This is a genomic window from Burkholderia sp. A2 (genome assembly GCF_001729305.1).
In the GTDB taxonomy this organism is placed as follows: Bacteria; Pseudomonadota; Gammaproteobacteria; order Burkholderiales; family Burkholderiaceae; genus Burkholderia; species Burkholderia sola.
Map to the genome: position 1 here is coordinate 1 of NZ_LZXX01000109.1, position 24,967 is coordinate 24,967.

Sequence of the window (24,967 nt, forward strand, 5' to 3'; positions counted from 1 at the left end):
GCGTCTGACTGCAAGAACACACAGTCCACCGACCGCCTGCATGCGCAGGCGGTCGGTCAGCACGTTCCCGTCATTTATCCGAGCGCCGCGTGACCACTACCGAATCGCTTTCTTCCGAAGCGAAGCACCATCACGCGACCTCTGGCGTTCGACGTATCCGCAAGCGCCGTCAATTCACCCCGACAGCACTCCACGCGCGCGCGACCGCCGCGCTTTCGGCCGAGTTCGCGCCATACAGGTCGTTCGCCGCCTGGATCGACGCGCGCCGCGCGTTCGGGTAGCTCGAGTTCGCGTTCAGGTACACGGTGAGCGTCCGGTACCAGATCTTGCCGGCCTTGTCGCGACCCAGCCCGCTGAACGTCGTGTCGCCGTTGCAGACCAGTTGCGCTCTCGACAGGCCGGTGTCGGTCGACGGCACCGACGGCCCTTCCGACAGCAGGTAGAAGAAGCGGTTGCCGACCCCCGACGTGAAGTGCGGATCGTGGCGCGGATTCGACCACGAGAAGCCGCCCGACGGGTAGCAGCTGAACGACCGGCCGTCGAGATCCTGCTTGTACATCTTGCGCAGGCCGCCGCTCACCACGCGCGCGCCGATCACGTAGTTGCCGGGATCGTTCGGGTTGTTCGCGTAGAACTTCACGAGCGTGCCGAAAATGTCGGACGTCGCCTCGTTCAGGCCGCCCGCGTCGCCCGAATAGTTCAGGTTGGCGGTGGCTTCGGTCACGCCGTGACTCATCTCGTGCCCGGCGACGTCGACCGACACCACGGGTTTCGGCAGACGCGTGCCCGGCTCGCCGTCGCCGTACGCCATCACGCGCGACGACAGCCATGCCGCGTTCGCGCCGGTCGTGCCGCTGCCGGTATTGAACACCACGTGAGCGTAGCTTCTCACGCCGCGACCGTCGTTGAAGATGCCGTTGCGATTGTGCGCGGTCTTGTAGTAGTCCCAAGTCAACGCGAGCCCGTAGTCGATGTCTGCCGCAACCGTCTGCCGGTCGGTGGTCGTGTTGTTGCCCCACACGTTCGTGCTGCTCGTGAAGATCGGCAGGTCGGTCGCTTGCTCGACCTCGTCCGAGCTCAGGCCGCGGCCATCGTAGACCGAGCCGCCGCCGCGGCCCGGATCGAGCATCCGGTATGCGTTCGTGCCGGTCTGGTCCGTCGTGAGCGTCAGGTTGCCGTAGTACAGCGACCGGCCGGTGCCGGTCGCGGCGGCGGTCTTGATCAGGTCCTGTGCGTCGAGCACGGCGCCGGTGCGGGCGTCGACGTAGTACAGCACGGCGTCGCCGTGCGTGTCGGTCGACTTGCCGTAGACGCGTACCGCATAGGCCAGCGTCGGCGTGACGTCGCGGGCGAACACGACGAGTTCCGGGTCATCGACGCGGCGCACGTCGGAGTTGAAGCGCGCGGCCGCGATGTGTCTGGCCCGCGTCGCGCCTACGTCGGGTGCGTTGCGTACCACGGCGCGGTTGCCGACCTTGCCGATCGTGCCGGCGAGATTGATCGGTGCGAGCTGCGTCACGCTTGCCTGCTTCAACTGCCCGTTGCGCGAATGGACGACCACGTCGCCGCCGATCACGGGCAGGCCCGCGTGGAAGCGATCGAAGCGCACGTGCTCGGTGCCGTCGGGATCGACGATCACGTCACGCACCTGGAACTGGTCGCCGTCGGTTGGGGCGCCTGCTTGCGGTCCGGCGAACTTCAACGTGCGTGCCGCGCCGCTGGCCGCCACGCTGAAGGTGGTCGGGTTCTGCTGGATCAGTTGCAGCGCCTTGTCGACCGCGGCCGGCTGGTCGCCGGCCTGCGCAAAAGCGCTGAGACTCGCGACGGTAATCGCGGTGATGGGCAGCAGTCGAGACAGTTTCTTCATGTAATTCCCCAGGTTATGAGTGGGTTTGTTCGAGGAATGCATCAAGTGATGACTTTTAAACAAGACATGTCGCGAACAGCAGGGGGATGCTAGGAGGTGATTTTTATAATTACAAGATATTTTCTTTGTTATTAATTTTTCATATCGTTGCCGTTAATCAAGTCGGGATTTGGTGAGGAATTTGAAATGATCGTGTCGATGGCGATAACGGGGCGATGTCTCTACGGCGTGTCACCGCGACGCTTTGCGGCTTTATCGTCGTGGCAGGGTTGTAAGGAGCGCGGGCGATGAGATCTCGAGTTAAGTGAATGGTCGGAATCATTTTTTATTAAATATTGACTTCGATTGTTGATGATCCGCGTGCCGTAAAATCAATTTTTTATGCTTTTGATATCTTCTGGTTGTGACGTGGAGTCATTAAATGTCGATGGGCGTCGGCGAGCGAGGATCGCATGACAACTACGGGAGGTGATTCGGGGGATCTTGCTGATCGCTCACGGCGATGTTCGAGCCTTGGCGGACCGTAGGGCCGCAGACTGCGTGCGGACGGTACTTATGTCGATGTAAATTGACATAATGCGTGTTATCGACATTTTTGTTTGTGGCAGCCATATCCTAATGTCGTGTTCTGGCTATTTACAGATGTCGTGTTTTTGACTGCTGGCATGCTGGACGGCTCGTTGAGCAAGCGCGGGAGCCGACCATGCAGCCAGCCGGATTGGTGACACTGACGATGCGAGAGCTTGATCGACTCAAGGTGATCCAGGCCGTGGTGGATATGGGTTTGAAGCCCGGGCGTGCAGCCGAACGGCTGGGCCTGAGCGTGCGCCAGGTAGAACGGCTGGTCGCCCGGTATCGGGCTGCTGGCCCGGCCGGACTGGCTTCGCGCAAGCGTGGCGTCCCGGTAATCGGCGGCTGGACGCTGATCTGGCCGATCGGGCACTGTCGATCATCCGTGATCGCTACGCCGATTTCGGGCCGACGCTGGCCTGCGAGAAGCTGTATGAGTGCCACGTCCTGGCGCGCCATCGAGACCAACCATACCTTCACTTTGAAGGGGTATATCGGGCTGTCCGGCACGGTGGCGCGGGGAATCTTGAATATCCCGACCAGCCCGACCGCTGCCTTGGGCGTATCGGTGCGGACACCGAGTTCGATCAGCCGCCACACGACATCCCAGTCGGCGCCCCACGCTGTTCGCCATCGTTCTCGGCCCGCAACCGTCAGAACTTGTGCCGAATGCCGATCCGCGCTGCGGTCTGAAAACTCGTGCTGGACGGCGATCCGAGCGCAGCCTCGATTTGAGCGCCGTGTGCATGATCGTGCGCGAGCGCGCCAACGAAATAAACGTCCGTTCGCTTGGAAATGAAGTAGTCCGCACCGATGGTTATCTGATTCGCGCTGCCAACCCCGTTGTTACGCTGTTGAAACTGGAACCCTGCTCCGAGCGAAATATCGGGCCTGACAAAGTATGTCATGCCGCCGTCATAGGTCAGCGCCCGAGCCTGGGTCCCGCTGCTCAGCTGGACATCGGTCACCACGCCGAATATCTGGGCTTTCCCCAGGCTGTAAGTTGCGCCACCGGCGTACTCGGTCAAATTCGCGGAAGTCGTCGCGTTATGCTGCTTGAAATACGACAGCGATGCGGCAAGCCCGCCTTGGCTGTAGTTCAGCAGAAAATTCATCGAACTGTTGGTGCCCAACGAGCCGGCGACATTGCCGAAACCATACATGGCGCCGACACTGAAACCCGAAATCGTGGGCGACAGATACTTCACCGAGTTATTGATGTTGTCGCCCCACAGTCGGTTATCGAGCGTATACCCGCCAGCCGCATACGCCGGGATTCCCCAGCCCAAAATACCCGCCGCCGTGTTGCCCGCAATCGAGTATGCCGGGAAAATATCACCGATGAAGTCGTATTGCCGCCCGAGCGTCAGCGTGCCGAAGCGCCCGTCAAGGCCGACGAAGGCTGCGCGATTGAACAACAGCCCGCTCTGCGCCAACGCGCCGTTGGAAAGTTGAAAACCGCTTTCGAGCGTGAAGATCGCCTTAAGCCCGCCACCCAGATCCTCTTTACCCGTCAGCCCCCAACGATCTCCCTGCGAGGACCCAGACGTAAACTGCACGAGCGCACCATGTCCCGTGCTCGATTTCGCATTGTTCGTGTACGTGATGCCGGCATCCACCAGCCCGTACAGCGTCACTGACGACTGCGCATGTGCCACGCCACACCCAACCGCGGCGCACACCACCATGCTTCGCTTGATGACCGTATTCATATCGCTTTCCTAATTTTATGGCGTAGTTTTCGTTAACGAAATGACTGAGGAAAACGTCCCGCCGGAAATGCGTCGGAATCGTTTGGTCAATGGGCAGGCGTCTCCGGGTAATCCTCCAGCTCGCCTCTACAACGAACAGGCTCAGCACGTCCGCTTCCCACTGTGCGTCTACTCTATGAGCCGCGTTTTTTGAGCCCCATCGTTAGAAATATCGACAGGGACATTCCGGACCGAGCCTGCGCTCACGAAATTCAGGCCCCGCGCGAGCGTCCCATCCGATCCGCAATAGGCAGTGCACCTGACTGCGGCATGAATACAACGGACGGACAGAGGCAGCGAAGTTCGTTGCTGATCAGGATTTTTTGCGCTGCTATGCTTGGTGTGTAATGCGAACCAGTCTTTCAAGGCTGTCACGCATGCTGTCTCCTGATTCTTCCCACCGATGAGGCACCCTTGAAGCCACAAGTTCACGATCTCACGCTCGACGAACTCCGACTTTTCGGCGACATCATCGGACGGCTCGAAGAGCTCGGACCGATCGTGGATGTCAGGCGCGTCGTTTTGTCAGACTTGACCCGGCTGCTGCGATCCGATTTCTGCGTCTCCTACAACTGGGATGCCGAAAAAGGAACCTATGTCGACCCGATTGCGGTCAACGTCGATTCGGATCACGTGCGTCGCTACACGAGCTGGTACCAGCACAATGACCCGATGACGGCGCAACTCTGCAAGCTGCGCAGGGCCACGTTGGTGGAGGAAGTGATGGACCGGCCTGCACTGGAGAAAAGCGAGTTCTACAACGAGTTTCTCGCGCAGGACGGTTTGCATCACGGGATCAACGTGTTTGTCTTCGACGGCGAACGCCAGCTCAGCGATCTGAGAATCTGGCGAACGAGGAATCGGCCTGAGTTCGAGATGCGCGACAAACTCGTGCTCGATGCGATCGAACCGTTCCTTTGCCGCGCGATCAAACGTCGGGCAGGCAGCGCAACGGGACTCACGGACCGTGAGAGCGAGATCGCGCAGCTGGTCGCAAAGGGTTGTACCGATCAGGATATCGGCCGTCTTCTCTGCATCAGCCTGTCGACCGTGCGCACCCATTTGCGGCGGATCATGGACAAGAAGGGATTCTCCAACCGCGCGGAGCTTGCTGCCTGCGTCGCCGCGGCCGTCACGACCGCGCCGTCGTGACGATTGAACGGCGCGGTCGACGGCCACGTACGCACGATGAGACGAATCGCCCGATACGGGAGACTAGACTGCCAACACCGCTTCGAGCCGGTCGCGAGACATATCGATCGAGTCGCCCGACAGCACGACCTCTCCATGATCCAGACCGATGAAATGGTCGGCGATCGACGTGAGAAACGTCAGATTCTGTTCGACGACCACGAACGCCGCTCCGTCCGCGATTCGAGACCGGATGACCGACGCCATCCGCTCCAGATTCTCCTGCTGAACACCTTCCGACGGCTCGTCGATCAGCGTGAGAGGCGAACGCTCTGCGATGACCCTGGCGAAGGAAAGTAACTTTTTTTCACCACCGCTCAACTTCCCGGCCGGTTGGAACAAGCGTTCCTTAAGCCGCGGGAAAATCCGGAAGAGATCGTCGTATGCGTCCAGGCTTCGGGTCTTGAATCCGAGTGTCAGGTTGTCCGCGACGCTCAAATTGTCGAAGACGACCCGCTCCTGCGGCGCATAGCTCATCCCCAAACGTCGCCGTTGATGCGACGGCACTTTGCCCACTTCGCTGCCGTTGACGGTGACCGTACCGGACGCGGGCTGGATGACGCCGGCCAAAGCGCGCATGAGCGTCGACTTGCCCACGCCGTTGCGGCCGAATACGCCCAGTACGCTACCTGCGGCCACCTCGCCGCTGATCCCCTTGAGCACCATCGTGTCGCCGTAGCCCGCGACGATCGACGAAAACCTCAGCATGGCTTCTCCCCGGCGCTCGCTCACTTTCTTCCTCCCGAGTAGACGGCCTTGACGTCTTCCGACATCTTGACCTGTGCCAAAGATCCGACCGCGAGGCTTCTGCCCTGATGCAGGACCACCACGTTGTCGGCGATCTTTTCGAGTGCGCTCATGTCGTGCTCGATCACGATGGCCGACGCGTCCAGTTCGCTTACGGTCGACGTGATCGCGTCCATCATGTGACGGGTTTCGTGCGCCGAGAGACCGGCGCACGGTTCGTCGAGCAGCAAAAGACGCGGCTCGGTGATCGCCACCATCGCGAACTCCAGCATCTGGCGCATCCCTTGAGAAAGATCCCCCGCACGAACGGCCATATTCGATTCGAGAAATCCGAATTTTTCGAGTGTGCGAACGCGTTGAAGCGAATTCCAATGCAGCGGCGCCGCGGCCAACATCTCTCGAGGACGGATCCGGTTCGCCCACAGCGCGATCTGAAGATTCTCGTTGACGGACAACTGCGCAAAAACCGACGGAATCTGGAACTTGCGGCCGACGCCCAGTCGGGCGACCTGCCACGCCGGCGAGGACGAAATCTCGGCCCCGCGAAAGTGGATTTCACCGGAACGAACCGGCAAGCGGCCCGTCATTGCGTTGAACGTCGACGTCTTCCCGGCGCCGTTGGGACCAATGAAACAATTGACGCCCCCTGCTCCCACCTCGAGATCAAGCCCGTTGAGAATGTTGACGCCGCCCTGGCTGACTTCCACCTTCCTGAAACTGAGCAGCGTGGATTGAGCCGGTCGCAGGTCGATCGTCGCGATGTCGTGCGCATCGATCCGTTTCTCCGGAATGGGGCTCGCGACGCGCAGACCGGCCATGCGCGCAAGCGCGGCCGCCGCGCCGGCCAGGCCATCGGGAAATAGCCGCACCACACCGATGAAAATCAGCGCGACCAGCACTTCCCAATAGGTGAACAGGTCACGCCACGTCGCGGCGAGCAGTCCGATCACGACGGCGCCGAGTTGCGCGCCCAATGGACTGCGCTTTCCGCCGACGGCCGCCCAGATGACGAACTGCGCCGACAATGCCACGCCGACCGCCTGCGGACCGACCAGACCTTCGTGCGGCGCATACAGGGCGCCGCCCAAACCAGCGATCGCGCCCGAGAGGCCGAAAGCGGCCGCCTTCAGCTTGTGCGTCGCAAATCCAAAAAACTGGAGGCGATCTTCATTCTCCGAAATCGCTGCCCAGAGCGTCCCGATCGGTCTGCGGTTCAGCCAAGTGATCAGTGCCGTGACCCCGACCGCAGCCGCTGCGATCACGTAATACAGATTTCCATACCGGTCGGTCATCGGCAGATCGGGGATATCGGTGAGCCCGTTGAAACCGCCGGTCACGCTGCTCCATTGATTGGCCAGCAGAAACCCCAACATGCACAACGCGAGAGTAATCAACGAAAAAAACGGCCCGCTGTCGATCCGGCGCGAAAAGACGATGAATCCGATCGCATAGGCCAGCGCCGCCGGCGCCGCTATGGCAAGCGGAAGCAGAATGATCTGCCATTTGCCGCCGGCCGCGCCCGCGGAGCGCAATACAAACGCGCTGACATACGCGCCCAGCCCGAAGAACAGGCTTTGGCCGAGCGGCAAGAAACCCGAATTCCCCCAGCACAAGGCAACGCTTTGCGTCGCCATTCCATACAGCAACAGCAGCCCGATCTGGTTTGCGCTGTAGTCGCCGGCCCACAGCAGCGGCAAGCTCAGAAGAATCGCCGCCGTGGCAACCTGGAGGGCCGTTTCAACGGCGCGAGACGAGGCCATTTGGGCGACTCCACAAGAAATAGATGGACAGGATCAGAACAGCCGTATAACCCGACGTCTGATCGATGAAACTCGACACCGCGACCTGCGTTCCGCCGATGACGAACGTGCCTACCGCGAGACCGAGCAAGCTGCCCAGGCCACCGACGACGAGCACGAAAAACGAATTGAGCAGATAGTCGAGGCCCATGTACGGCTCGACCCGCACGATCGGTGCGAGCAGCACCCCCGCCAGTCCGGCCAGCACCACACCCGTGATGAAAGTGCCGCTGGCCAGTCGCGTCGTGTTGATGCCGGCCGCCTTCGCAAGAATGGGATTCGCGACCATGCCTCGGATCCGCGCGCCCGTCTGGCTGCGGCTGTACCATGCCGCGAGCCCGGCGAATGCGAGGCCCACCGCGAACATCATCGCGAGCCGGAATGCCGGATACGGCGTGCCCAAGACATCGATCGATGCGCCATCCACACCGGCCACGTCCTGGTAACCCTTTCCGAACAATGCGACCACGCCTTCGCGCAGCAGGATCGAAACGCCCCAGGTTGCGAGCAAGGTATCGAATGGCCGCTGATACAAAGGACGCACCAGCAGGCGTTCGACGATCCATCCGACGGCGGCGCATACGACGATCGCCAAAGGTATGGCAAGCAAGGCAGGTAACCCGAGACGCTGCACGACGACAACCGAGTACGCGCCGAGCATGATGAACTCGCCATGCGCCATGTTCAGCACGCCCAGCAGGCCGAACACGATGGCCAGGCCTATCGTCGTGAGCGCGAGGGCCGCACACGCGTACCCGAGATTGAGAAGATAGGAAAGCAGCATGACGTTAACCCGCGCCCGCTCCGCTCGCACAGGTCTCGGCCGAGCCGAGTTGCGAGAACGTCTTGACGATGTCGTAGCGGGCGCCCGATGCCTTCGCGAGAAAGATGTCGGCCGTCACATTGCGGGACTTCATCGTCACCACGCCGCGCGGGCCTTTGTAACTGGCCCCATCGGACGCCTTCGTCAGCTCGCCGATCGACACGGCATTCGCCTTCCTGGCCATCGCGTCATACATCAGGATGCCTTCGTATGTCGACTCGCCAATGCTGCTCAATACCGCCGAAGCGCCGAACTGCTTGTGATAGCGCTCCAGAAACTGCGCGGACGTGGCGGTCGGCGTCGAGAAAAAGCCGGAAGCCGAGTAGAGGTTCCTGGCGTTGGACGCACCGATGCCGATCAACGTGTTTTCCTCGATCATCGTGCCGAAACGGATCATCTTGTCGCTGAGACCGAAGCTCGCAAAACTTCTGTTGAACGTGACGGCCGAGCCGCCCACCAGCGTGATGAACACCGCATCTGCCTTGCTGTCCCGGATCTTGCCGAGTACCGCGTCGAAGTTGTCGACGTCGAACGGCACGTACTCTTCGCCGACCACGGTCGCGCCGGCACCCTGAATCGCCTTCTTCGCCACTTCGTTCGACTTGCGCGGCCAGATGTAGTCGTTGCCGATCAGGAACCAGCGCTTGATCTGGTGTTGGGCGGTCAGCCACGGAATGACCGGCGTCAGTTGCTGCGCGGGCGTCTCGCCGACGAAGAACGTCCCCTTCGCGCAATCGCCCCCCTCGTACATCGGCGTATAGAAGTATGGCACCAGGCCTCGGAACAGACTTTCCAGCGCCGTGCGCACGGCACTGTCGTGCGATCCGACGAAGACCTCCGCCTTGTCGCGCTTCCAGAGGCGGAGCGCCGTCTGCGCCGACTCGGAAGGTGCTGCGCCGGCGTCGCCCACCAGCAACTCGAGCGGGCGCCCCAACACGCCCCCGCGCGCGTTGATCTCCGCGATTGCCATCGCTGCGCTGTTTTTGCAGGCTTGGCCGAAGAATGCGGCCGGCCCGCTCATCGGCGCCATCAGCGCCAACTTCAGCGGCTGATTTGCCGCGCGTACCGATGCCGGCACGAGCCCGCCAACGCCCACCGCGGCACTTGCAGCACCGAGCGCAATACTCTTCAGGACATTTCGACGATTCATTTGCTTGCCTTTCTCGTTAAGCCGTTGCCGGATGGTTCAAACGGGTGTGTCGAGACGCGGGAACGTCGCGGCACACAGGACACGCTCCATTTCCTTGCCGATCTGCAGAATTCGCTGATCCGAATACGGAGCACCGTCCAGCGCCAATCCAACCGGGAGCCCATCCTGGGTCAGACCTGCCGGCACGGTGATGCCGGGTACCCCTGCGTTGCTGCCCGGTTCGGTATTTCGTGTGTATGCGGCAAAGACATCGAGCGCTTCGGACCCGACCACCACCGTTTCAGCGCCGATGCTGCAGGCCGGAATCAGGACTGTGGGAAACAGCAGTGCGTCTGCGTCCACTTCGCGAAGACACGCCACGTACGACGTGCGCGACTGCTCTCGCGCGAGAAGCGCTTCGGCGTATTCGGTCGCGGAAATCGCACCGCCCCCGAGGATGTGGCCGACGATTCGGGCCACATCCGGGCTCTCGATGCGGGCGACGATCTCCGGGAACGTCACGGCTACGCCGCCTGCTTCCAGATAGCGCGCCACGGCACCGGCAAATTCGAAGAAGGGGATGGTGGCGTTCTTCTTCGCACGGAAAAACGGATAACGTCGCAGGTCCACGTCGACCAGTTCGAAGTCGGCTTCCTCGAGCTGCTGCAGCGCTCGTTCGAGTACCGGCCGGGCATCGGGCGACAGCCCCTCCCACATCGTCGAGTACGGGACTGCCAGGCGAAAGTCACGTTCGCCGTCGATCACGGGAAGCGCTGAATCACTTCCCGACAGGATCTCGTCCAGCAGTATCACGTCGGAGACGGTGCGGGCAATCGGGCCGACCGTGTCACGCGTGGGCGATATCGGTACGACGCCCCCGGACGGATAGCGTCCATGCGTAGGACGAAAGCCGACCAGTCCGCACAGCGCCGCCGGTATCCGTACCGATCCGCCCGTGTCGGTGCCGAGCGCCGCCGGCACCGCACCGCTCGCCACCAGCACGGCAGACCCACCGCTGCTTCCGCCGGGAATTCTGGACGGGTCATACGGATTCCGGGCCGGGCCAAAACATCCGTTGTCGTTGGTGCAGCCGAAAGCGAGTTCGTGCATGTTGGCTTTGCCGGCTGCCAGCGCACCGGCCTCGATCACGCGTGCCACGACCGGCGCGTTCGCTCGCGGTACGGCGTGGCGGAGCGCTGCCGTTCCAGCGGCTGTCGGCATGCCCGCACAGTCGATGTTGTCCTTGATGGCCAACGGAATGCCGGCAAGTGACATCCGGCCAGTTCGGGCTGCGAGCGCTTCATCGTGCGCCCGCGCTGCTTGCAACAGCGCCTCGGCGTTGAAATACACGAACCCGTTCAGCGACTCGGTTTTGGCCTGTTGATCGACCAGCGCCTGAACGTATTCCAGGCAGGAAATCTCGCGTCGATCGATCGCGCCTTTTGCGTCGACGACTGAAAGCTGCGGCAGGGTTGGCATCTACGTCTCTCGTGCATGTCGGTCTTCGTAGATTGCGCGCCGACATTTTTGTCGCGCATCGTCAGAAATGACGACGACGCAGTCAACCCTGGCAGCGTCGCCTCATCACCGGACGTTCAGGCCGCGTCGATGTTCGAGACGGCATGCTTCGACGTCGCGGCGGGCACCGTTTCGTCGAGAAACATCCCGACGAACGCGCTCACCAACGACACACACCCGACGATCAGCATCGGATAACCCAGGCCGAACGTGTCGGCGAGCCCGCCTGCCACCACCGGCATCAGGACCCCGCCAATGAGTTCACTGACAGCGGTTGGAACGCCCACGGCGGAGCCGGTCAGCGTCGACGGTACGGATTCGCAAGGAATCACGGCAAGAAAGAGCGGCGCGATCCCGAAGCCACAGATCCCGGCAGCAAAGAGGTTGGCGAACATCACGATCGGGGAAGCGTGACAAAGCACGAACGCCAACATCAGGAGGCCATAGCAGGTCGCGGAGACGACGAGCACGATACGGCGCCCGAGCCGATCCGATATCGCCGGAACGGCGATCATCCCGATGAACCCGCCGAAACCCCATCCGGAGATGATCAGGCCGACCGTACCGAGGCTGAGGCCCACCACTTTGGTCAGATAGAGCGCGACGAACGTCGAGAACACGAACAGGCCCGTCTGGAACAGCGATCCGATGACCGTGGTCAACCAGATGTTCTTGTATCTCAGCACGGTCAACGGGCCGCCCGATGCGGATCGGACCTGCTTGTCGCGACCGGTCTCCGTCTTGCGCATGGTCCTGCCGATCAGGAACGTCAGCAAAAGCCCCGGGATGCCGAGCACGAAAAACACCCACTCCCAGTGCATGTGCATCACGAGCTGGGTAGCGATGATCGGCCCGAGGCCGATACCCAGAAGCGGGAAAAACGACTGATGAATGCCCAGATTCAGGCCGCGCCGGCTCGGCGTCGATATTTCGTCGATGGTCGCAACGCTGGCGCTGAACACGCCACCCTCGCCCACGCCAAGGAGGCCTCGCACGAGCAGCATGCTGTGGAACGACTTGGCGACGCCGGTAAAGGAGGTCATCACCGAAAAGAAGATTGACGACCCAAGAAGGATCTTGCGACGCCCGTGGCGGTCGGACAAACTCCCGAGCACCCAAGTCGAAATGGCCCAGGTCAGCGCGAGAACCGACGCGATGGCGCCGGCCTGCGTGTTGTTCAGCTTGAGCTCCGGCAGAAGAACCGGGAACAGGTACACGATGACCAGACGGTCGAGACCGACGATGCCGAACAGCACCGCAAGCAAGACGACCATCTTCCATTCGTAGCTTCTATTTTCTTTGTAGTTCATATCGACATCCTAACTATATCGTCTTGACTGGATGGTCATCGCTTCGAAGAATAGCCATCCCACCTTAATCGGCATCAAGCCCACACGGCAGCGACACGAAGTCTCCAACCGGCTCGCCATCGAATGACATGGCGAGTCCGGCGGTCCCACTACCGATCTCCGCCACTTCTCGCTGGCTCGGACGGGCAGCTGTTGTCCGATGCAGTCTGATCATCGGCAACCTCCTCCCCAGGCGCTCTGTCGAAAATCTCGGCGACAGGGGGGCGCGCTCGCCGGTCGATCAGCAACCGCAGAACGTCAGGCCGCGAGTAATGCCCCACCGGATCGAAAACGCACTTCGAAAGCGATTGCATGCCGAGATCGATATCGGCGTAGAGCAGGCCTTCCGCGGTTTCGTCGATCTTGTCGAACAGTTCCGCCCCGTCGGGCCCGTATCCGACGCTATGGCCACCGCCTGCCCGCAACAGCTGACGTTTGTCCTCGGTGTCGCAAAGGCTCTCGACCATTTCCTGGGTCACGACTGTCGAAGGCGCGAGGACGAAGCAACCTCCTTCGACGGCATACGTCCGCGAAACCGCGTTGTTCACCTGGTGGCTCAATGCGCTGGCAAATTCATAGAGCGAGAAGCTTGGCCAGGCCGCAACGTGGACCTGTTCGCCTTGCGCATACATGGCGGCCTTGGTCAAAGGCTGCACGTGTTCGGCACAACAAAGCCCGCCGAGCTTTCCCAACGGACTGTCGATTACGGTCAGGCCGCTGCCCTCCCCGTCACCGAAGACCGTCCGCTCGAGGTGGGTAGGCTTGAGTTTCTGTCGTTGCAGGAGGGTTTCTCCGTCGGGGCCGATGATCCATTGGGAGATATACAACGAATGGCCCTTGCGCTCCGAGAGTCCCATCACCACCGTGATGCGGTTTTTTCTCGCCGCGTCCCTCAGTGCATCGGCTTCCGGACTGTCGTAGCTCAGCGAGTTGTCGAAATATCGCTGAACATAGCCTTTGCTCATATACCAGGCCGGTGTACCCAGCCAGACGTAGAACGGGTAGCCCGGCAGCCACACTTCAGGGAATGCGATCAGGGCGGCGCCGGCCTGCGCCGCCTCTTCAATCAGGCGTATGGACTTTTCGATTCCGGCTTGAAGATCAAGGAACGCCGGGGCGGCTTGCACGACAGCCGCCTTATATTGGGGATGGTTGAGAGCCAAGATACTCCTCCACGACTCGCGGGACGGGACGCCCGCAACGTTGTAGAGGAAGTGTCCGGGGCCAATATGGCGGACGCTTGACTCTGACAGAACAGGATTTTTACTTATGCTGCCAGCCGGTGGGATCGCCGCGCAGCCCGCTCAGGGCGATTCAAATAGCGCTGCGGTGCTTCGCACGGTAGTCGCGCGCGGACATGCCGAAGTGACGTCGAAACGTGCGACTGAAATGCGATGCGTTATTGAAACCCCATGCCATCGCAATATCGGTAATCGAGCGGTTTGCGTATGCACGTTGCCGAAGCCACTCGCCGCACCCGTTGAGTCGGGCCGTACAGATGGTCTCGCCGATCGACTCCCCGACCTCGGCGAACAGCCGGTAGAGGTAACGGCTGGACACCCCCAGTTCATCGGCGATCCGTTCGGGTCCCAGTTCCGGTTCGTGAATCCGGTCCTTGATCAACGCACGTGCCCGAAGCAGATGCATCTCTTTCACGTTGGATCTGGGCAGCGGAACCGTGTTGAAATAATCCGCCAACGCCAGCGCGACCAGGTTGGCGGACACATCGCCAAGCCTCTCGCAAGCGGTCATCGCGTCTTTGTCTGACGAAAGCACTCGGTGCAGCGACGCGATATGGTCCGCGGCGATACGGCGTATCCCGGTAGCCGCAGGAATACGCACCGCGGTGTGCTGCCGGCCGCACGGCACCAGTTTCTCCAGCGCCTGGCGGGGAAAGCGGATCGTGTAGTGTTGTCCGGAAAAATGCCAGACGAAATGGCGCGATGAGTCGAACAGCACCATGTCTGTAGGGTCGACGAACGCGGTGCGGGCATCCTGCTCGAGTGCACCTCGCCCCTCGATCTGTATCGACACGAGCAGGTAGTCGTCCGCCGTGCGCCGCACGTCGTCCCAGTCATGAGCCGCGACGTGATCGACCGCCGAGATCCGCGACACACACACTCCGCCGGTGTTCACGCTGGAAATCTCGCCACGAAATCCCTGATCGGATTTGGTGCTGAAAACCATGGGGACGCAACTGGCCCGAACCTGATCCGCCCATGCCAAAAGCCGGTCGTCGCGATGGTAATGATCCGTGGTCGTCACTTGATTCATGGCACAAGGTTCCGGCGGCAAATACGCGGGAGTGTTACCCCGAACAATTGCGCATCCAGAATCCGCCGTCAATGCGCAGTTAACTATGATGGCCGCTTCGAAATATAGCTGCGATCGAGCTCGCCCACCGAGCGACAACCGATGAGCGCGAGCGTCCGGTCAGTTTCCCGTTTGATCATGTCGATGACATCGCTCACGCCGGTTTCTCCTCTGGCAGCCAGCCCGTACAAGGTGGCGCGCCCCAGCATCACGGCGTGGGCCCCCAGCGCGACCGCCTTGACGACGTCGGTCCCCGTCCGGATGCCGCTGTCAAGAATGACCGTCGTACCCGAGGTGCGCTCGACGATATCCGGCAACACGTCGGCCGTCGCGGGCAGGTCGGCGAGTTGCCTGCCGCCGTGGTTCGAAACGATGACGCCGTCCGCGCCGAGCGCGACGCACCGCGCGGCATCGTCGGCCGTCACGATGCCCTTGACGAGGAGTTTGCCCGGCCATTCGTCCCGCAAACGGCGCAGGTCGTCCCAACTGAAGCTCGCATCCATCTGCCGGCGAAGAATCGCCGCCTGGGAGGCGGTGTCCGATGCATCGTCCGTGGCGAAATTCTTCAACTCCGGCATGCCGTTCATCAGATAGGACCAAAGCCAGCGCGGGTGCGACAGTCCGTCGACTGCCGCACGTGCACTTGCCTTGAACGGCATGGCAAAGCCATTGCGAAGATCGCGTCGGCGAAAGCCGTTCACCGCGACATCGGCAGTGAGGATCAAGGTCGAATAGCGAGCCGAACGGGCACGATTGACCAGACTCTTCGCGAGGTTGCGATGAACGACGTACAGCTGAAACCAAAGGTCTCCGTCGGCCCCTTTTGCCACCTCTTCGATGGACATGTTGGAAGCCGTCGATAGCGCAAACGGAATACCGGCCTTGCCCGCTGCGCGCGCAAGTGCGAGGTCGCCCTTCGGCCAGAACGCGCTATTGAGGCCCGTCGGCGCGATCACCAGCGGTAATGGAATCCGCCGCCCTAAAAGCGGCACCGACTGCTCTCGCGTGCTGACATCCGACAGCCGGCGCGGCAACAACTGCAACCTGTCGAACGCCGAACGGTTATGCGTCAATCCCGATTCATCGTCCGCCGCGCCTTCCAGATAGTCGAACACCATGCGCGGCAGCCGCCGTCTGGCTTCGTCACGATAGTCGCTGACGGAGAAAATTCCGGGAAATCCTGTTGTCATGATTGAAGTACTGTCAGAGTAAGTCGTAATGCAAAAAGCACGAGACGCACTGCACGCCGGTTTCGCGCGTCTCCGTCGATCGTCCGAGCCGGAAAACGACCGAGCAACAGCACCGAAAGCTAAACGACAACGCTGCCGACATAGTTTTCCGCCATGGACCTCGCCGCAGTCTCGGACGTAGTCACATGTTCGAGTTCGGCAACCTGCAACTGCTGTTCAAACGGCGAGGCATCGTCGAGGCGATGCATCATGCGGGTCATCCAGTAGGAGAAATGCTCCGCGCGCCAGATCCGCTTCAGCGCGGACTGACTGTACGCAGCGAGTTGCGCTTCATCGCCAGTCCGGTAATACGCGTCCAGTCCACCGCTCAGGATTCGTACGTCGGAGACTGCCAGGTTGAGACCTTTTGCTCCGGTGGGCGGAACGATATGAGCGGCATCACCGGCAAGAAATAGCCTGCCATGCTGCATCGTCGTTGAGACAAAGCTTCTCATGCCGACGATATTCTTCTGAAAAATCTTCCCGTCGACAACGCGCTGACCATCGGCGGAGTCGACGCGTGCGTGCATTTCGGCCCAGATCCGATCGTCGGACCACATATCGACGGAATCTTTCGGGTCGCACTGGAAATACATACGCTGAACCGTCGGCGAACGGGTGCTGACCAATGCAAAGCCACGATCATGACGTGCATAGATCAGTTCGTCGGCGGACGGTGCACCTTCAACCAGAATGCCGAACCAGCCGAAGGGATAGACGCGCTCGAAATCGCGCCGAACGCTCTCGGGAATCGCCGAACGGGACACCCCTTGCGAACCGTCGCATCCGATCACGAAATCACAGTTCAGCGTATGCGATTGCCCTTGATGCATGAACCGTATCGACGGGGCTGACGTGTCGATGTTGTGAATCGAGACATCCGCGACACCAAACAGGATAGAGCCGCCCGCAGCAACGCGAGCCGCCACCAGATCCTTGATGACTTCGTGCTGCGCATAGACGGTGATGGCCCGCCCGGTCAACGCCTTGAGGTCGATGCGCCGCCGCTTGCCGTCGAACGCGAGTTCAAAGCCGTGATGCAACGCACCTTCCGCCTTCATTCGTTCACCGACACCGGACGCTTCAAGCAGGTCCATCGTCCCCTGCTCGAGTACACCCGCCCTGATCGTCGATTCGATCTGCTCGCGTCCGCGGGTTTCGAGCACGACGGACTCGATACCTTTCAGATGCAAAAGATGAGAGAGAAGGAGGCCGGCAGGACCGGCGCCAATAATGCCTACTTGAGTGCGCATGCTATCTCCAACTGAAGGTACTGTCAGACGCTTTCCGTCATTCGGTTGAACATGAGCGACGTCGTTACGTGCTCTGCGCGGAGCTCGTAACATATGTCGCCCTCGACACTAATCTCAGACGCCCTTGATGGGCGGAATATGGCGACGCACGATCATCAGGCAGATAAAGACCATCGCCATCGCTCCACCCAGCATGCCCAGGTACGCAGACGCTCCACCCTGCGTGATCACGAAGGCCCCCGCGAACGCGCTGAGAATCGCGCCGAGCCGCCCAAACGCGAGCGCGGATGCGGTCCCGGTCGCGCGAATCTCAGTGGGATAGACATACGCGCAAAGGGCATACATCGTCGACTGAACCGCGTTGACGAACAGACCGTGCAAACCGATGCCGAACACGAGCAGCGTCGTGTGGGCGGAGACGTCGAGACCGCGCAGAAAAAGCGCGCTCGCGGACGCCATCAGGCAACAGACGAGCAAAGGCCAGCGCGACCCGAACCGACCGATCGCGACTGCGCAGCCCATTGCGCCGAGTACGCCGCCGAGGTTGTAGGCGGTAAGCCCCGAACCCGCCACCGAAGGGCTGAGCCCCTCGCCTGCAAGCATCGTCGGCAGCCAGCTGAATGCGCTGTAGACCGCGACCAGGTTCATGAAGAAAGCGACCCAGATTGCAAGCGTGTCTCGGCCCTGATGGTCGGCGAACAGCGCACGAAAGCCTGGACGCTGTCCTGCCTTCTGCTCCTTCTGATCGGCGAACACGGCGTCCGGCTGAATCGAGCGGGACATGCGGGTCAGCAGGTGACGCAGTTCGTTCCAACGTTCGTGACGGCGGGCCAGATAACGTGGCGATTCCGGCATGACGAAATACAGCAGGAACGCCAGCGCGACGGGAAGCGTGCCGCCAATCAGAAAGAGGCCGCGCCAGCCATAATGAGGCAGCACGACGCTCGCGAACAACCCGGCAAGCATGCCCCCCAACGGTACGCAAACGATGGTTGCGGTCACGGCGAGCGTTCGTCGGCGAGCAGGCGTAAATTCCGCCGTCATGGTCGTCGCGCTCGGCAGTGCGCCGCCGATACCCAGTCCTGCGAAGAAACGCAGGATCGCAATGGTCATGACGTCCGGAGACAGCGCGATCGAACTCGTCGCCAGGCCGAATACCAGCACGCTCCCGATGATTGCCCAGCGCCGACCGAACCGGTCCGCGAAAAGCCCGGCGAACGCGCTGCCGATACCCATGCCGACGAGACCGGCGGCAACGGCGGGCGCAAATGCATTGCGCGTGATGCCCCATTCCTTGATCAGGCTGGGAATGGCAAATCCGATGAGTTGCCCATCGAATCCATCCATCACGATCGCGAGCGCGGCGAGCAGGACGACCATTCGCTGGAACGCCGAGAACGGTCCATCATCAAGTGTGCGGCCGATGTCTACGGTCGGCAGACGCGGATTGCGATCGTTCATTTCGCTCCCCCGGCCCGGCGGGCGAAGTCCGAATCGCGGTCCTGCGTAATGCGTTTTCCGACGTGACGGTCGGACTCGAACCAGGTGCGATCGAGCGACGACTCGAAATTGATGACAGGCATTGCAGTCTCCTTAAGCCGATCGCTCGTCGTTCCAGGAGCGAAGGCGTCTCAACGGTATCGGGTTGTTATTGTGTTCGTGCCCACCATCCGGAAGCCGATCGCATCCATGGCGAGAAACACGCGCGCTGACCGCGGCAGCAATCAGAACGGATAGTGACGAGGCGTCGTTTGCACGGTGATCCAGCGCAAATCGGTAAATTCCGCGACTCCCGCCTTGCCGCCGAAATGCCCGAAACCACTGGACTTCATCCCGCCAAACGGCATTTGCGCCTCGTCGTGAACCGTCGGGCCATTGACGTGGCAAAGCCCGGACTCGATACGCTTCGCTACCGTCAACGCCCGCGCGACGTCACGGCTGAAGACTGCCGCGGACAGACCATATTCGTTGTCGTTTGCACATGCGATGGCCTCTTCGTCGCCATTGACGCGAACGATCGCCTTGACGGGCCCGAACGACTCCTCCCGGTAGATATGCATGTCCGCCGTCACGTGATCGAGCAATGTGGCCGGCATCAGCGTGGTCTCGGCTTTCCCTCCGCATACCAGCGTCGCGCCTTTCGCCAGCGCGTCGTCGATCAGGTCGTTGCACCGCCTGACGGTCGCCATGTCCACGACGGAGCCCAGCACGGCCGGCCCTTTTCTCGGATCGCCAAGCGGCAGGCTTCGCGCCTTTTCCGCCAGTCGCGCGACGAATTCATCGGCGATCTTCGTGTCGACGACGATGCGTTCGGTCGACATGCAGATCTGGCCGGAATTGGCGAACGCCCCGAATGCCGCGCCTTGAACGGCAGCTTCGATATCGGCATCGTGAAGCACCAGAAACGGCGCCTTTCCGCCGAGTTCGAGTACCGAAGGCTTCAGATATTTCGCGCATTGGGTCGCGATGATGCGGCCGACGCGCGTCGAACCCGTGAAGTTCACCCGTCTGACCGCCGGCTCGGCAATGATCGCTTCGACGATGTCGCCCGCATTCGCCGGCGCGTTCGTGACGAAGTTCACGACGCCGCGCGGCAGTCCGGCGTCCTGCAGCGCCTCGATGATGAGGCCGTGGGTCGCGGGGCAGGTTTCGGAGCCTTTGAGCACGACGGTATTGCCGCACGCGAGCGGCAACGCGATGGCACGCACGCCGAGGATGACGGGCGCATTCCACGGTGCGATCCCGAGCACGACGCCAGCGGCCTGCCTCACGCCGAGCGCGAGACTGCCCGGCACGTCCGACGGAATCACCTCGCCCGAAATCTGCGTGATCATCGCAGCCGCTTCACGCAGCCCGTCGGCCGCAAGCTTGACGTTGAAATCCGCCCACAGGCGGGATGCGCCCGTTTCGGTTGCCATGGCTAGCGCGAAAGCGTCGCCTTTTTCTTCGAGCGCATCCGCGGCCCGATTCAGTAGCGCGCGTCGTTCGCCGGGGCCCATCGCCGACCATGCGGGAAACGCGGCGGCCGCCGCTTGCACCGCCGCTTGTGCATCGGCGACAGTCGCGGCCGGCGCCGTCGAGGCAACAGTGTCATCGAGCGGGTTGCGGCGCTCGAATGTCGCGCCATCGCGAGCCATCGCACGCTCGCCGTTAATCAACATCGATACCTGGTTCATTACCGTCTCCTGGAATATTCTTGGAAAACCGGCCTGCCGAATCACCAACTCGCGGTCAGGCCACGACAATTTCGACGACGCGTGTTTTTCCGGAAGACAACGCGTCCTCCAGCGCGGGCTTCAGCAACAGCGCGTCGCTCACTCGAACGCCTTCGCACCCCATACTGTTGGCCAGGGAAACGAAATCCAGCCCCGGGAGGTCGGTGCCCTGTACCGGATCCGACGCGGCGAAGCCGAACACGGGCGCGAATTCCTGCAAGGCGGCGTAGCGCGAGTTATTCAGGATCACGAACGTGATCGGAAGATCGAGCTGGACCGCGCTATAGATCGCCTGCGGCGAATACATCGTCGAGCCGTCGCCGATGAGGCCGATCACGCGGCTGCCGGGTTTGGCCAGGGCCACGCCCACCGCGGCGGGCATGCCGTAGCCGAGACCGCCGCTTGCCATCGTGTAGAACGTCTGACTGCGCGTGAACGGCAGATAACGTTGCATGACGGGGCGTGAACTGGGCGCCTCCTCGACCACGATATCCGCTGCGTTGCGGACCTCGGACAGTGTCTGTAACGCATAGGCAACCGACATCACTGCTGCGGGCTCGGCTCGCTCGATGACCTCGCGCGGCGCCGGCAGAGGCCGGCCTTGCGGTGCCGGACGGGCGAGCAGGTCCGCGAGCCCCAGGCGAATGTTCGCCACCACCGACGTGCCGACCGGTGTCCACGCAGCGGTAGCCGGATCGTCGATGAGCTGGTACAACGCCGCGCCGTCGGGCACATGCGGCCCACTGCCTTCGACGTGATACGCGAAAGCCGGCGCCCCGACGGCGAAGACCAGGTCATGTCCGTCCAGAATCCGAACGATTTTTTCGCGCATCGCGGGCAGGAATCCGGCGAAAAGACGATGATCTTCAGGGAAGCTGCAGCGTGACGACATCGGCGCAACATAAACCCGTGCGTTATGACGCTCGGCCAGCTGGATTGCCTCGCTCCAGGCATCGGCACGATCGAGTTCCGCGCCGACGACGATGGCCGGCCGTTTGCAATTGTCCAGCGCATCGCCGATCTCCGCGATCCGTACTGGATCGGGACGGAACCGGGTACTGACCCGCGTCACCTCGACGAAGTCGGCCTGCCGGTCCCAATCGTCGACCGGAATGGAAACGAACACCGGGCCGCGCGGCTCCTGCATCGCCACGTGGTAAGCACGGGCGAGCGCCAGCGGAACATCCGCGGCACGCGCCGGTTCAATGCTCCACTTCACATAGGGCCGTGGCAGCTCAGTTGCTTGCGAGGCCGACAAAAACGGATCGAACGGCAGGATCGAACGGGCCTGCTGGCCGGCCGTGATGATCAGCGGCGTCCGGTTCTTGAAGGCCGTGAAGATGTTGCCCATCGCGTTGCCGACACCGGCCGCCGAATGCAGATTAACAAGGGCGGCATTGCCGGTCGCTTGAGCATACCCGTCCGCCATACCGACCACGACCGCCTCCTGCAACCCGAGCACGTACCGGAAGTCCTCCGGGAAATCGCGGAACATCGGTAGCTCGGTCGAGCCGGGATTGGCAAACACCGACGTCAATTCGAGGCGCCGCATCAAGTCCACGACGGCATCGCGAACGGTCGGCTGCCCACTTGTGTTTCGTTGCATCTCGAATCCTCTGCGGTTCGCCACTCAGGCTGGCGGTGACTGGATGAGCCGCAGTATGGGATTCGATGCCTTGTTTGAAAATTGCAAAATATGCTAAAAGTCATTACATTTTGGCATGCTCGATCAGCTTGCCGGATGCCCCAATTTCGCCCCGAAGCCTTGCTGGCCAAGGTTTTCCGGCGTCATCACGGGCTCGGTGGCAGCCGCATTGAGCGGGCACGGCGATTCCGTTCAGGGAAGACACCTAGCCAGCGCTGGCGAGCCGGGATCGCCTTCGCTCCCTTCACCCCTTTCAATCCTGGTTCGTCACGATGAGTTTCAATCTGCAGCAGTTGATGATGTTCACCACGATCGTCTCCGCGGGTAGCCTGGGACGAGCCGCGACCATACTGAACATGACGCAGCCGGCGCTGAGCAGATCGATCAAGCGGCTCGAGGAATCCGTCGGGGCGCCGCTTTTCGAGCGCCACACCAAAGGGATGCAACTGACCGCGCTCGGCGAAGCATTGATGCCGCATGCGATGTCGCTGCAAAGGGAGGCTGAACAGGCGCGCGAGGAATTGGACGCGATGCGGGGCCTGGCGAAGGGGGTGATCAAGGTTGGCGCGGTGGGCAGCATAGCGAGCCTCGTCTTACCGATGGCCATCGCATGTGTGCTCGAGAAATGGCCCAATCTGCGCGTCGAGGTGATCGAAGGCGTGTGGGATCGTCTCGTCGAGGGCTTGCTCGCTTATGAAATCGACCTGGCGCTATGCACATCGGGAGTGGAAACCGAGGATGTCGCTGCGCTCTCCGATTGTTCATGGACCGACAGGAGTTTCGTGGTCGCGGCACCCGATCATCCGCTGCGCGCGAAGCGCGGTCTTCGACTCGATGACACATTGACACAACGGTGGGCACTCACGCCCAAGGGAACCGGACCTTATGCCCACATGCAGGAAACCTTCAAGGCCCGCGGTCTGCCGATGCCGGCCATCGCGGTCGAGACCCGTTCGGTCACCGTGCTCAAAAGCCTCGTAGCACGATGTGGCTTTGTCTCCTGGATGGCCGAACCCATGTACGACACTGAAAGCAAAGCCGGCGTCATCGACGCCCTGGATATCGAAGGCCTGGATGCGCAACGCACTCTGACGGCGTTTCGGCGCAGGCGAGGCACGCTACCCACGCCCGCCGTCAAACTGCTGGACGAACTTCGTCATCTGACAGGATCTTTGCGCAAAGAAGGGCAACGCCCGTCTTAATAGCCTTGAATCACGCATGTCGACAATCCGATCCACGTGTTCAGGGAATATCCGAAATGAATGGGAACATAGTCCTGACTATCCCGACTTTAATTTCTTGTTCCGCGTTTTCGACGATCGGCCCGGAAAGCGCCGGCTTGGCAACCAGATAGCAACCATTTGAATGAAAACCAATATTTATTGGTAGTCCGCGAGGCCGCATACAACCGAGTTCGCCCTAACCGGAAAATTGCGTGGAAATCAAAGTCACGCCAGTCGTTGACCGTTGCCTGCATGCGCTGCGTGTTCCACGCGATCACGAGGTTCGTCAGCAACGTCAACGACCCCGAGATCGCGACCATTTCATCTCGGCGTCGGCCGCGCTCGGGGGCCACACGACCAGTGTAAATCGCACGCTGAAGCTGGTGGACCGACTCGCCGCGATTCAGCAGCGTATGCAGCTCCCGGCGGAACGCTGCGTTACTGAAGTAGTCGCACAAGAAAAGCGTGCGCAGCAACTTGCCGAGCTGATCGGCGGCCCGATACACCGGGTCACCCTGTGCAGCACTGCAACCCGGCACGAAGAAACCCCGCCGGTTCACGGTGGCTGACATGGAAACGGCGATTCTGGAAGTTGCGTCAAAAGCAGAAACTGAGCGGCGGTCTGCGAAGGCCCGCGGGTGAACGTCAGCGCCCTGCTGCTTCAGACTCGGCGCTTCAACGTTCAATGATGGAAAGGCCGATGAAACATGCGACATCTGAATTTAGCTGGCGCTACGACATCTGAATCCGGGTATGACAACGGGGCCCGATTAATATTGAAATTCGCTCGTTATGCGCGCCGGCGCCAAACAGTTGACGAACCCAGGCACCATCAGCGCTTCGAACGATGCGAGCCGTCGTCTCCCGCAGAACGTCAGGCCGGCTCTGAACCACCTCGTTCGCTGCGAGCCTGTTTGCCCTGATCATAGCGTGCCCGGTTGTTCTCGATCGCTTCGAGATGCTCGCCCGCCCACGCACCGAGTGCGCGAACCGGCACCGCCAGGGATTGTCCGAGCGGCGTCAGCGCATATTCGACTTGCGGGGGCACCGTCGGGTAGACCGTGCGGCTGACCATGCCGTCACGCTCGAGTGCCCTCAGGGTACGCGTAAGCATCTGCTGTGAGATGCCGCCGACTGTCCGTTTGATCTCGTTGAAGCGGCGTGGCCGCTCGACCAGCACTCTGACGATCATCACTGTCCATTTGTCGCCGACGATTGCGAGCACCTTGCCGACCTGATGGCATTGGGTGCTGACGCCCGGTGAGGCAGGCATATCCATCTGACCTGGTCCTAAAAATATGCGTTCTTGGCGGATTGCCTCTAGTTACATAGCATAGTGCCGGTC

General features: G+C 61.4%; 19 protein-coding genes and 2 pseudogenes. 3 read left to right on the forward strand and 18 right to left on the reverse strand.

The features are described 5' to 3' along the window. Positions 1–169 precede the first annotated feature (169 nt). On the reverse strand, positions 170–1,867 hold the full coding sequence (locus A9Z05_RS24920) for a M4 family metallopeptidase (protein WP_069620448.1): 1,698 nt from the start codon (positions 1,865–1,867) through the stop codon (positions 170–172). 703 nt (positions 1,868–2,570) lie between these two features. Between A9Z05_RS24920 and A9Z05_RS35265 the strand changes: the two are divergent. After that, a pseudogene (locus tag A9Z05_RS35265) lies at positions 2,571–2,881 on the forward strand (helix-turn-helix domain-containing protein); the annotation flags it as partial. 209 nt (positions 2,882–3,090) lie between these two features. Here A9Z05_RS35265 and A9Z05_RS24925 read toward each other — a convergent pair. Then, positions 3,091–4,149: a porin gene (locus tag A9Z05_RS24925; protein WP_084044419.1), complete on the reverse strand. Its 1,059-nt coding sequence runs from the start codon at positions 4,147–4,149 to the stop codon at positions 3,091–3,093. A 453-nt stretch (positions 4,150–4,602) separates the two neighbouring features. Between A9Z05_RS24925 and A9Z05_RS24930 the strand changes: the two genes are divergently transcribed. Next, a complete protein-coding gene (locus tag A9Z05_RS24930) occupies positions 4,603–5,340 on the forward strand; it encodes a helix-turn-helix transcriptional regulator (protein ID WP_039350043.1) in 738 nt (245 codons plus the stop codon). A gap of 63 nt (positions 5,341–5,403) precedes the next feature. On the opposite strand, the gene A9Z05_RS24935 is transcribed toward A9Z05_RS24930, so the two are convergent. The 14 genes from A9Z05_RS24935 to mdlC all read right to left on the reverse strand — a co-directional run bounded on the left by A9Z05_RS24935 (position 5,404) and on the right by mdlC (position 22,360). Then, a complete protein-coding gene (locus tag A9Z05_RS24935; protein ID WP_069620449.1) occupies positions 5,404–6,087 on the reverse strand; it encodes an ABC transporter ATP-binding protein in 684 nt (227 codons plus the stop codon). Between the two features lie 20 nt (positions 6,088–6,107). Next, the gene (locus A9Z05_RS24940) at positions 6,108–7,886 is read right to left on the reverse strand and encodes an ATP-binding cassette domain-containing protein (RefSeq protein ID WP_069620450.1); all 1,779 of its coding nucleotides are present in this window, start codon (positions 7,884–7,886) and stop codon (positions 6,108–6,110) included. Continuing rightward, positions 7,864–8,709: a branched-chain amino acid ABC transporter permease gene (locus A9Z05_RS24945; protein WP_069620451.1), complete on the reverse strand. Its 846-nt coding sequence runs from the start codon at positions 8,707–8,709 to the stop codon at positions 7,864–7,866. The genes A9Z05_RS24940 and A9Z05_RS24945 overlap by 23 nt, the downstream gene beginning before the upstream one ends. A 4-nt stretch (positions 8,710–8,713) precedes the next feature. Beyond that, positions 8,714–9,898, reverse strand: coding sequence for a substrate-binding domain-containing protein (locus A9Z05_RS24950; protein ID WP_069620452.1), 1,185 nt, complete (start codon positions 9,896–9,898; stop codon positions 8,714–8,716). A gap of 36 nt (positions 9,899–9,934) precedes the next feature. Next, positions 9,935–11,356 carry an indoleacetamide hydrolase gene (iaaH, locus tag A9Z05_RS24955; RefSeq protein WP_069620453.1) on the reverse strand — a complete coding sequence of 474 codons (1,422 nt, stop codon included), beginning with the start codon at positions 11,354–11,356 and terminating at the stop codon, positions 9,935–9,937. Between the two features lie 116 nt (positions 11,357–11,472). After that, entirely contained in the window at positions 11,473–12,705 is a 1,233-nt protein-coding gene (locus A9Z05_RS24960) for an MFS transporter (RefSeq protein ID WP_218077820.1), read from the reverse strand. Positions 12,706–12,854: 149 nt separating this feature from the next. Then, the gene (locus A9Z05_RS24965; protein ID WP_069620454.1) at positions 12,855–13,907 is read right to left on the reverse strand and encodes a carbon-nitrogen hydrolase family protein; all 1,053 of its coding nucleotides are present in this window, start codon (positions 13,905–13,907) and stop codon (positions 12,855–12,857) included. Positions 13,908–14,058: 151 nt separating this feature from the next. Then, positions 14,059–15,018 (reverse strand): helix-turn-helix domain-containing protein, encoded by a 960-nt coding sequence (locus A9Z05_RS24970; protein ID WP_069620455.1) that lies wholly within the window; start codon positions 15,016–15,018, stop codon positions 14,059–14,061. Between the two features lie 83 nt (positions 15,019–15,101). Continuing rightward, positions 15,102–16,247 (reverse strand): alpha-hydroxy-acid oxidizing protein, encoded by a 1,146-nt coding sequence (locus tag A9Z05_RS24975; protein ID WP_084044420.1) that lies wholly within the window; start codon positions 16,245–16,247, stop codon positions 15,102–15,104. A 119-nt stretch (positions 16,248–16,366) separates the two neighbouring features. Beyond that, the gene (locus A9Z05_RS24980) at positions 16,367–17,539 is read right to left on the reverse strand and encodes a 4-hydroxybenzoate 3-monooxygenase (RefSeq protein WP_069620457.1); all 1,173 of its coding nucleotides are present in this window, start codon (positions 17,537–17,539) and stop codon (positions 16,367–16,369) included. Between the two features lie 114 nt (positions 17,540–17,653). Further along, entirely contained in the window at positions 17,654–19,000 is a 1,347-nt protein-coding gene (locus A9Z05_RS24985; protein ID WP_069620458.1) for an MFS transporter, read from the reverse strand. Continuing rightward, complete coding sequence (locus tag A9Z05_RS37985) at positions 18,997–19,122, reverse strand: hypothetical protein (protein WP_256122085.1); 126 nt, start codon at positions 19,120–19,122, stop codon at positions 18,997–18,999. Before A9Z05_RS37985 ends, A9Z05_RS24985 begins: the two co-directional genes overlap by 4 nt. A gap of 141 nt (positions 19,123–19,263) precedes the next feature. After that, complete coding sequence (locus A9Z05_RS24990) at positions 19,264–20,715, reverse strand: aldehyde dehydrogenase (RefSeq protein ID WP_069620459.1); 1,452 nt, start codon at positions 20,713–20,715, stop codon at positions 19,264–19,266. 55 nt (positions 20,716–20,770) lie between these two features. Then, positions 20,771–22,360 (reverse strand): benzoylformate decarboxylase, encoded by a 1,590-nt coding sequence (mdlC, locus tag A9Z05_RS24995; protein ID WP_069620460.1) that lies wholly within the window; start codon positions 22,358–22,360, stop codon positions 20,771–20,773. A 311-nt stretch (positions 22,361–22,671) separates the two neighbouring features. Here mdlC and A9Z05_RS25000 point away from each other — a divergent pair, with 311 nt between their 5' ends. Further along, a complete protein-coding gene (locus tag A9Z05_RS25000) occupies positions 22,672–23,601 on the forward strand; it encodes a LysR family transcriptional regulator (protein WP_069620461.1) in 930 nt (309 codons plus the stop codon). A gap of 248 nt (positions 23,602–23,849) precedes the next feature. Here A9Z05_RS25000 and A9Z05_RS35270 read toward each other — a convergent pair. Then, positions 23,850–24,149: pseudogene (locus tag A9Z05_RS35270) on the reverse strand (Tn3 family transposase); the annotation flags it as partial. Positions 24,150–24,496: 347 nt separating this feature from the next. Beyond that, complete coding sequence (locus tag A9Z05_RS25005; RefSeq protein ID WP_069620462.1) at positions 24,497–24,901, reverse strand: helix-turn-helix domain-containing protein; 405 nt, start codon at positions 24,899–24,901, stop codon at positions 24,497–24,499. Positions 24,902–24,967: the final 66 nt, after the last annotated feature.